Below are 8278 nucleotides of genomic sequence, written 5' to 3'. Positions count from 1 at the left end.
CCCCTGCTCTAATCTTTGGGGTGTGCTTTGTATTTTTTAAACACACCCCCCCCCCCGCCGGCCCGGCGGGTGGGGGGGTGGCCCCCCCGCCCCCCGCCCGCCCCCCCCCACCACTGCCTCAGGCGACGGAAGCCACGGACGGTGCAGGAGCCACCGATGCCGCAGCCGCCGTCACAGGTGGCGCCGCAGCCGCCCTACCCACCGAAGCCGTCGAACCCGCCGGCCCCGCGGATGCCGCCGCCGCGGATGCCACCGAAGCCGGCTCTGCGAGACCGGTGACGGGCCTCGTCCCCCTGGCGGTGACCGTCCGGCCCAGGTGGCGGCGGGCGCGGGTGTCACCGGTGAAGTAGGCCGGCAGGTCCGCGGAGAGGGCGGTCCGCAGCAGGAGTTCGCGCACCTGCTCGATGTGGGCGGCCTGCCCGGTAGGGGCCACCGGCGCGCTGCGCGCCAGTTCCGCGCAGGCCAGGTCCAGCAGTGCGTGGACCGTCTCCCGCTGCACCGCCCCGTGCCGCACCCACTGCCAGAGCTGGGTGCGGGCCCACTCCGCGGCGCCGGCGTCGACCAGGGAGCCGGCCACCTCCACCACGCCCCGGCCGCGCAGCCAGGCGTCGAAGTAGCGCACCGAGAGCGTGACCGCCTCCCGGAGCCCCTCCGGCGTCGGGGGCCCGCTGGTGCGGTGCAGGGAGAGGAGGTCGGCGGCGCGGACCTCGACGTCGTCCCGCCGCCGCTCGACCTGGTGGGGCAGGGCGCCCAGCACCTCGTCGAAGGCGGCGCGGCAGACCGGGACGAGACCGGGATGGGCGACGACCGAACCGTCGAAGCCCTCCTCCGCCTCCCGCTCCTTCTCCAGCCGCACCCGGGCCAGGACCGCCTCGTCGGTCCACAGGTCGCCCCCCGGTGCCTCCGCGGCCCGCGGGCCGACCGCCAGGGCGCCGCGGCGGTGGCAGGTGCGCACCAGCAGGTCGGTGGCGGCCCGCAGGAAGGGCGCGGTCATCGTCACCCGGTCCATGTCGGGCAGCACGGCGTCCGGCCGGTGGGAGAGGGCGCGGACCACCCCGGCCAGGTAGTTGCCGCGTCCCATCTGCAACGCGGTGGCGTGCTCCGCCAACTCGTGAAGGATCTCCTCCATCTCGAACGCGGCGGTGAGCGTCTCGACGACGACGGTGGCGCGGATCGTGCCCGGGGCGAGCCCGAGGAGGTCCTCGGCGAGGGTGAACACCTCGTGCCACAGCCGCGCCTCCAGGTGGTTCTCCACCTTGGGCAGGCTGAGGAAGGGCCCCTCGGCACCCAGCCGGGCGCAGTGGAAGGCGTGCAGGCCGAAGTCGACGAGCGCGGCCGGCGCGGGCCGCCCCGCCACCACCAGGTGCCGTTCCGCCCGGTGCCAGCCCCGGGGCCGCAGCACGACGGCCGGCCGGCCACCGTGGTCGGCGTCCTGCCCGGCCCGGTACGGCTCGCCCTCGCTCCGCGCCGGGGCGGCTGACCTCCCTCCGGCCGCCCGGTGACCGCAGACCGCGTCCAGCACCGTCAGGTGCCCTTCCACGATCGCCTCCCAGGTGGGGGCGGTGGCGTCCTCGAAGTCGGCGGTCCACACCCGGGCCCCGGAGGCGACGGCGGCCAGCGCCGCCCGGCGCTCCGGCGGACCGCACAGTTCCACCCGCCGGTCGGCCAGCCCGGGCGGGGGCGGCGGGACGCGCCAGCCGGCGTCCGCCCGCACCTGCGAGGTGGCCGGTACGAAGTCGAGGTAGCCGCCGGTGGCCAGCCGCTCCGCGCGGTGGCGGCGCTCGGAGAGCAGCGCCAGCCGGGCGCCGGCGAAGGCCGCGTCCAGCCGGCCCACGAAGGCGAGCGCTTCGGGGGTGAGGATCTCGTCGTGGCGGTCGCCCGTGGGCCCGAGGACCTGGACGCGGGGGGCGGGGGAGGTGACGGACATGAGGGTCTCCTCGGCACCGGGGGTGAGGGTAGGGCGGAGCTGGTGGACCGCAGAGGCCGGCGGCGCCGGGACGCGGCCGGTGGCCGGGCCGGTGACCGGGGCGGCCACCGGGCTGTGACGAGTCCCCCGCCGGACCGCGCACCGGTCCATGCGGTGGGAAGGGACGGGGAAGGCGGGGCCCGTCGCACCTTCGGGCCCCGCCTCCCCGCCCCGCGCGAACCCACCGGCCCGCCCGTCCCGGAAGCGGGGCGGACGGGCCGGGCACCCCGGGGTCGGCGCGGGGTGTGCGGCGGACGGTTCCGCAACGTCCGCCCGGGGCGGGGCGGGCGTGCCGGTGACCGTCGGGTACCGCCGGCAGGGGCTCCGAGAGGGTTAGTGGAACTGACCCTCTTCGGTGGAGCCGGTCATCGCCGTGGTGGCCGAGGCCGGGTTGACGGCGGTGGAGACCAGGTCGAAGTAGCCGGTGCCGACCTCCCGCTGGTGCTTGACGGCGGTGAAGCCCTGCGCCTGCGAGGCGAACTCCTTCTCCTGGAGGTCGACGTAGGCGGTCATGCCGGACTCGGCGTAACCGCGGGCCAGGTCGAACATGCCGTGGTTGAGGGAGTGGAAGCCGGCCAGCGTGATGAACTGGAAGCGATAGCCCATCGCGCCCAACTCGCGCTGGAACTTGGCGATCTGGTCGTCGTCGAGCGCGGCCCGCCAGTTGAAGGACGGCGAGCAGTTGTAGGCCAGCATCTGGTCGGGGTACCGGGCGTGGATGGCCTCCGCGAACTCCCGTGCCTGGTCCAGGTCGGGGGTGCCGGTCTCCATCCAGAGCAGGTCGGAGTAGGGCGCATAGGCCAGGCCGCGGGCGATGGCCGGGGCCATGCCGTTCTCGACCCGGTAGAAGCCCTCGGCGGTGCGCTCACCGGTGCAGAAGCGCGCGTCCTCCTCGTCGACGTCGCTGGTCAGCAGCGTCGCGGCGAGCGCGTCGGTGCGGGCGACGATCAGGGTCGGCACGTCGGCGAGGTCGGCGGCCAGCCGGGCCGCGTTGAGGGTGCGGATGTGCTGGGAGGTGGGCACCAGAACCTTGCCGCCGAGGTGGCCGCACTTCTTCTCCGAGGCGAGCTGGTCCTCGTAGTGGATGCCCGCCGCGCCCGCCGCGATCATCGCCTTGGTCAGCTCGAAGGCGTTGAGCGGACCGCCGAAGCCCGCCTCGGCGTCGGCAACGATCGGGGCCAGCCAGTCGGTGGTGTCGGTGCCGCCCTCGGCCGTGGCGATCTGGTCGGCCCGCAGCAGCGCGTTGTTGATCCGACGCACCACCTGCGGGACCGAGTTGGCCGGGTACAGGCTCTGGTCGGGGTAGGTCTGGCCGGCCTGGTTGGCGTCGGCCGCGACCTGCCACCCCGAGAGGTAGATGGCCTGGAGACCGGCCTTGACCTGCTGCACGGCCTGGCCACCGGTGAGCGCGCCCAGCGCGTGGACGTAGTCGAGGTCGTGCAGCTGGCGCCACAGCCGCTCGGCACCGCGACGGGCGAGGGTGTGCTCCTCGCGGACGCTGCCCGCCAGCCGCAGCACGTCCTCGGGCCCGTAGGTGCGCTCGATCCCCTTCCAGCGGGGGTCGGTGGCCCACCGCTGAGCCAGTTCCTCGGCCGTAGTCCCTGTGCCTGCCATGACCGCCTCCTGCTGTCGTGTGGAAACGCAGTGCCGTGTGTCGCGTGGTGCCGTGCGTTGCCTGGTGCTGTGTGGTGCGTCGTGCTGTGTGTGCGTGCCCGAGGCCGCTCGTCGGAGGGTCTGCGGGGATGCACGTCGTCTGAGGAGTCGTGCTCTGTGAACCGTGTGAAGTGGTGTCACCGAGTGTCGCCTCATGTGGTCTGCGACCCGCCGAGCCCCTGTACGCGCGTGGAGCGGAGAGTGCGACGGTGCCACCGGGCGAACCTGCCGGGGGTGTCCGGCGCAGGGCTGAGCGGGCCCTGGTTCGTCCGGCCGCCGGGGTTCGGCGGGCCGTGGGTAAGACTCTGGCAGTGGCACTGAGTGCCATCAAGGGGTCAACGATGCCAATTTCTGCGCATCTTCGAACTGCCTCTTGCCAACTCTGCGAAGACGATGTTCTTTGTACTTGAGCAAGGGGCCGCCCGAATGAGCACGTGAGCACGGCCTTCCGTGGTGTCTTCCGGCTGCCCCCGGAGGCCTCGCGAAGGGTGGCGGCCGGCCCCGCGGACCCGTCGAAGTGACACAGATCACATCGCACACATCCCCCGGGAAGAGGGAACCCCATGGGCAGGACGTACGCGGGGGCGCGGCTGCGCCGACTGCGCGCCGAACGCGGCCTCACCCAGGTCGAGCTGGCCAGGACGCTGGCGATCTCCCCCAGCTACCTCAACCAGATGGAACACGACTCCCGCCCGCTGACCGTGCCCGTACTCCTGCGGCTCACCGAGGAGTTCGGCATCGATCCGGGCTTCTTCGCCGAGCGCGACACCAGCCGCCTCGTCGCCGACCTGCGCGAGGCGCTCGCCGACGAGGTGACCGCCGGGAACGTCAGCGCGGGCGAACTCGCCGAACTGGCCGGCCGGCTGCCCTCCGTCGCCACGACCCTCCTCGACCTGGGCCAGCGCAACCTCGCCCTCACCGAGCGGCTCGCCGAGGTGACCCAGGAACGCGACCAGATCGACGCCGCGCTGCCCCGCTCACCGCACGACGAGATCCGCGAGTTCTTCTACCGCCGGCAGAACTACCTCCACGATCTCGACGTCGCCGCCGAGCACCTCGCGGCGGACCTCGGCATCCGCCCCGGCGAAGTCGTCCGCACCCTCGCCGCGCGCTTGTCCGACCGCCACGGCGTGCACCTGGCCGCCGACGCCGACGTGATGCACCACTACGACGCCGCCTCCCGCGTCCTGCACCTCTCCAACCGCCTCCGCCCCGGCCAGCAGGCCTTCCGCATGGCCACCCAGCTGGCGCTGCTGGAGTACGACCGGGAGCTGGCCGAGCTGGCCGCCGAGGACTTCCAGGAGTCGGACACCGCATGGCCGTTGGCCCGGGTCGGCGTCGCCAAGTACTTCGCCGCCGCGCTGATCCTGCCCTACCGGGCCTTCCACACCGCCGCCGAGGAACTGCGCTACGACATCGAGCGCCTCACCGACCGCTTCGGCCTCGGCTACGAGACCGTCTGCCACCGCCTGAGCACCCTCCAGCGCCCCAGGCTGCGCGGGGTGCCGTTCTCCTTCGTGCGGGTCGACCGGGCCGGCAACATGTCCAAGCGCCAGTCCGCCACCGACTTCCACTTCTCCCGGGCCGGCGGCACCTGTCCGCTGTGGAACGTCTACGAGGCCTTCGCCGCCCCCGGCCGCATCCACGTCCAGATCGCCGCCATGCCCGACGGCAGCCGCTACCTGTGGACCGCCCGCGCCATCACCCGCCACCACGGCGGCTGGGGCAAGCCCGGCAAGACCTTCGCGGTCGGCCTCGGCTGCGAGATCCGCCACGCCCCGCGGCTGGTCTACTCCGACGGCCTGGACCTGGACAACGTCTCTGCCGCCACCCCCATCGGCATGGGCTGCCGCACCTGCGAACGCCTGGACTGCCCCCAACGCGCCGCCCCACCCCTCGGCCGCCCCCTCGACATCGACGAGCACTGCAGCACCTTCGTGCCGTATCCGGTGCGGGGGGCGGGTGGGCGCACGAGCTGAGGGCGACGCTCACGTCGGCATCTCAGCGGGCAGGTGTGAGCCACCGCCTTCGGGGCGGACCGTACTCGCGGATGCGTGGTCCGACAGGCCGGCTCAAAGCCCTCGCCTGCCTGCCGCTGCAAGGCAGACCAGGCAAGGTGGCCGGCCTCGCCTCGTCGGGGATGCCACCGGCGGGGCCCACGGGTGCCCACACCGGCGGGCCCCACGGGTGGTTCGGACGACTGGGCTGACGGAAGATTCAGTCCTCCTCCGGCCGGCCATGGCCTTCGAGGCGAGAAATGATTGCCTCGGCCAGCGAACGGAATTCGCGAAAACAGGTCTGTACGTATTTCTGCGTACTGCCGAGCGCCCCGTCTGCTGCTTTGAGATCGAACATGGGTTTCCTGGCGTCGTGAGCGAGCGGCATGAGGCTCCGGTAGTTCCGTAGCGTCGCGATCTCGTACGACCGGTCTCCGGTGGACGCCACCTCCTGCCCCAGAACGGCAGTACCGAAAACCCACGGAATGCGTTCCAGCCAGCGGGCGTAGGCTTTGACGGGGCGGTCCAGCCTCATCTCGGGCTGCATGATGACGTAGCCGAGAGGCTGCATGAGAGCCCTTGGCACAGGGATCTTCCCTGGTGCTCGCGGCAGAATGACCTGTTGCCAGTCCTGTCGCCAGTTCTGCAGCGTCGGGCCGAGGTTGCGCAGGCCCTTCAAGGAGAAGAGGTCGGCTGCGAGAGGCATGAGCACGGTGTCCGCCGCAAGTAGTGAGGCCCTGTTGATAGCACCGAGGTTGGGGCCGATGTCGATAAGGACGACATCAGCGTCCACGGCGGAGACAGCGCCTTGGATGATGCGGTGGAACGCCGTCGTGGTCCGGATGGCCGCCGGGTCTCCGGCGTACGTCTTGAACCACTCGTTCGAGAGCTTGTCCTCGAACCGGCTGAGTTCGAGGCTGCCTGGCAGCAGCCACAGGCCGGGCGCCAACGCCGCCGGTCGGATGTGTGCGATGTCCCCTGTGCCCTCCAGAATGGGGCGCACGGCGTCAGCGATGGTGTGGCCGGGTGCGACGCGGCCGGTGGCCGGGAAGGCTGGATGCTTGACACCCTGCTCTATCAGTTCCGAGGAGTCCTCCCACAGCTCCTCCAGTTCGGTCTCGTCCAGGCACATGGCGGTGAGGTTTGACTGCGGGTCGAGATCTACCGCAAGTACGCGCAGGCCGATGCGCTGAAACATGTGCGCCAAGTGGTAAGCGAGGGTGGTCTTTCCCACTCCGCCCTTGTTGTTGAAGAGAGCGATAGAGGTCACGGCGCTGTCCTCAGAGTGACCGACCACGAAGATGCGTCGACCTGGAATTCGGGTGGCGGGTTTCCGTTACGTTGCAGGGCGGCACGAATTCTTCCGATACCTCGTCCGAATCGGTTGACGTAACCGAGTGACTTCATCGCGGCAGCCAGAGAGGGGTTACGGTAGTCGTTGACCCGGTCGAAGTTGTCGCTTCGGACCTGCCCGTAAGGACCTCCTGGGTTGGTGACTTCGACCCTGTCGTCGAACCAGGCGATGCGCGTGGGGGCGTAGGAGGTCTCGTAGTTCCGGTGCATCAGCGCGTTCATGCATACCTCCCTCAGCGCCTCGAAGGGATATTCGGGGCGTGCTTGCTCACGGAGACCACTCTCCACCAGTCGGGTCCGGAGGTGGCCGCGGAGGACGGGCTCGAGGCGAGCCGCAGTGTCGACGATGTTCTGCCGCAGTTCCTGGTCGTCAGCGATCGGGGCGTCCAGATCCGTGCCCTGGTAGCGCACGAACTGTACATAGGCGCCCGGGACGAAGTTGCTGGGATCGAAGCCGACGACCAGCAGCCCCAGCGCGGTCGGAACCGGGTGTTCCGCGGAGCGGGCGAGGTGGAGCGAGGCCAGCTGTTGAGCCAGTGGACGCCCGTTCTCCTCGATCACGTCCGGATCGACCACTGAGGGAAGGTATGAGCTGCGGAAGAGCTGCAGGTCGAGGTCGTCGAGAGTGCTGGCCGGTAGCGGCTGGGTGTCGAAGGGGCTGTCAGTGGATCGTCGGCGCTCGGCGAGTACTCGTTCATCGTCCCGTGTCGCCCGTCGCGTCGTGGGGCCGGGACGGACCCAGACCACGCCCTCAAACCGCACGGGTGGGGTGGCGGAGGCCTCCACACGGATGCGCACCACGGGCTTGCCGCGGTAGACGGCCGCCTGAACGGTGAACGAGGGCCGGTCGAGGAGCCGACCATCGTCGCGGAGGTCGGTCAGCGCCAACAGGGCCCGGTCGCTGGTGTCGACGCCGTCCACGGGTTCGCCCCTGTCGTCGACACCCACGAGGATGTCTCCGCCCCCATGCCCGGCAAGGTCGTTGGCCATGGCGCAGACGGCTTTTCCCACGGCATCGCCGCGCTTGCCCTCGCGCTTCGCGGTGCTCTTGAACTCAAGCCACGGTGTCTCGCACGTGCCCAGGTGGTCGGCCAGATCTTGGGTGGTCACAGTGGCCATTGTTCATCATGGCCGTGCATCGGTGCCGGAACGTGATGCGCCCACCGGGCGGGGGCGTGAGCACGTCGCCGGCCCGTCCAAGCGCGCTACCCACGTCCCGCTGGACGTGCACCGGACATGTGGCGCCCTGACCGAGAGTGGAAATCACCTGTCGACGCAGCCCATGTCGTGATCCGCGTCACCCGCGGAG

At 71.2% G+C, this 8278-nt stretch carries 5 protein-coding genes; 1 reads left to right on the top strand and 4 read right to left on the bottom strand.

The genetic code is table 11. From position 1 onward, the window contains the following. Window positions 1-118 precede the first annotated feature (118 nt). Entirely contained in the window at window positions 119-1927 is a 1809-nt protein-coding gene (locus tag ACFV3R_RS00945; protein WP_385573167.1) for a malate synthase A, read from the bottom strand. A 372-nt stretch (window positions 1928-2299) separates the two neighbouring features. Beyond that, window positions 2300-3580, bottom strand: coding sequence for an isocitrate lyase (aceA, locus tag ACFV3R_RS00940; protein WP_385573163.1), 1281 nt, complete (start codon window positions 3578-3580; stop codon window positions 2300-2302). A 602-nt stretch (window positions 3581-4182) separates the two neighbouring features. Between aceA and ACFV3R_RS00935 the strand changes: the two genes are divergently transcribed. After that, window positions 4183-5598, top strand: a complete 1416-nt coding sequence (locus ACFV3R_RS00935; RefSeq protein ID WP_385573161.1) for a short-chain fatty acyl-CoA regulator family protein — start codon at window positions 4183-4185, stop codon at window positions 5596-5598. A gap of 238 nt (window positions 5599-5836) precedes the next feature. Here the strand turns inward: ACFV3R_RS00935 and ACFV3R_RS00930 are convergent, their stop codons facing one another. Then, the gene (locus ACFV3R_RS00930; protein ID WP_385573158.1) at window positions 5837-6886 is read right to left on the bottom strand and encodes a ParA family protein; all 1050 of its coding nucleotides are present in this window, start codon (window positions 6884-6886) and stop codon (window positions 5837-5839) included. After that, window positions 6883-8088: an ATP-binding protein gene (locus ACFV3R_RS00925; RefSeq protein WP_385573156.1), complete on the bottom strand. Its 1206-nt coding sequence runs from the start codon at window positions 8086-8088 to the stop codon at window positions 6883-6885. The genes ACFV3R_RS00930 and ACFV3R_RS00925 overlap by 4 nt, the downstream gene beginning before the upstream one ends. Window positions 8089-8278 lie beyond the last annotated feature (190 nt).

The sequence above is a fragment of the Streptomyces sp. NPDC059740 genome (genome assembly GCF_042733155.1).
Lineage (GTDB): Bacteria > Actinomycetota > Actinomycetes > Streptomycetales > Streptomycetaceae > Streptomyces.
Note: the sequence above shows the minus strand (reverse complement) of the source record. Positions and strands in the feature narration are given on the sequence as shown.

Coding starts and splice junctions, on each gene's coding strand:
- ACFV3R_RS00945 (WP_385573167.1), bottom strand. CDS start 1,927: ATGTCCGTCACCTCCCCCGCCCCCCGCGTCCAGGTCCTCGGGCCCACG.
- aceA (WP_385573163.1), bottom strand. CDS start 3,580: ATGGCAGGCACAGGGACTACGGCCGAGGAACTGGCTCAGCGGTGGGCC.
- ACFV3R_RS00935 (WP_385573161.1), top strand. CDS start 4,183: ATGGGCAGGACGTACGCGGGGGCGCGGCTGCGCCGACTGCGCGCCGAA.
- ACFV3R_RS00925 (WP_385573156.1), bottom strand. CDS start 8,088: ATGGCCACTGTGACCACCCAAGATCTGGCCGACCACCTGGGCACGTGC.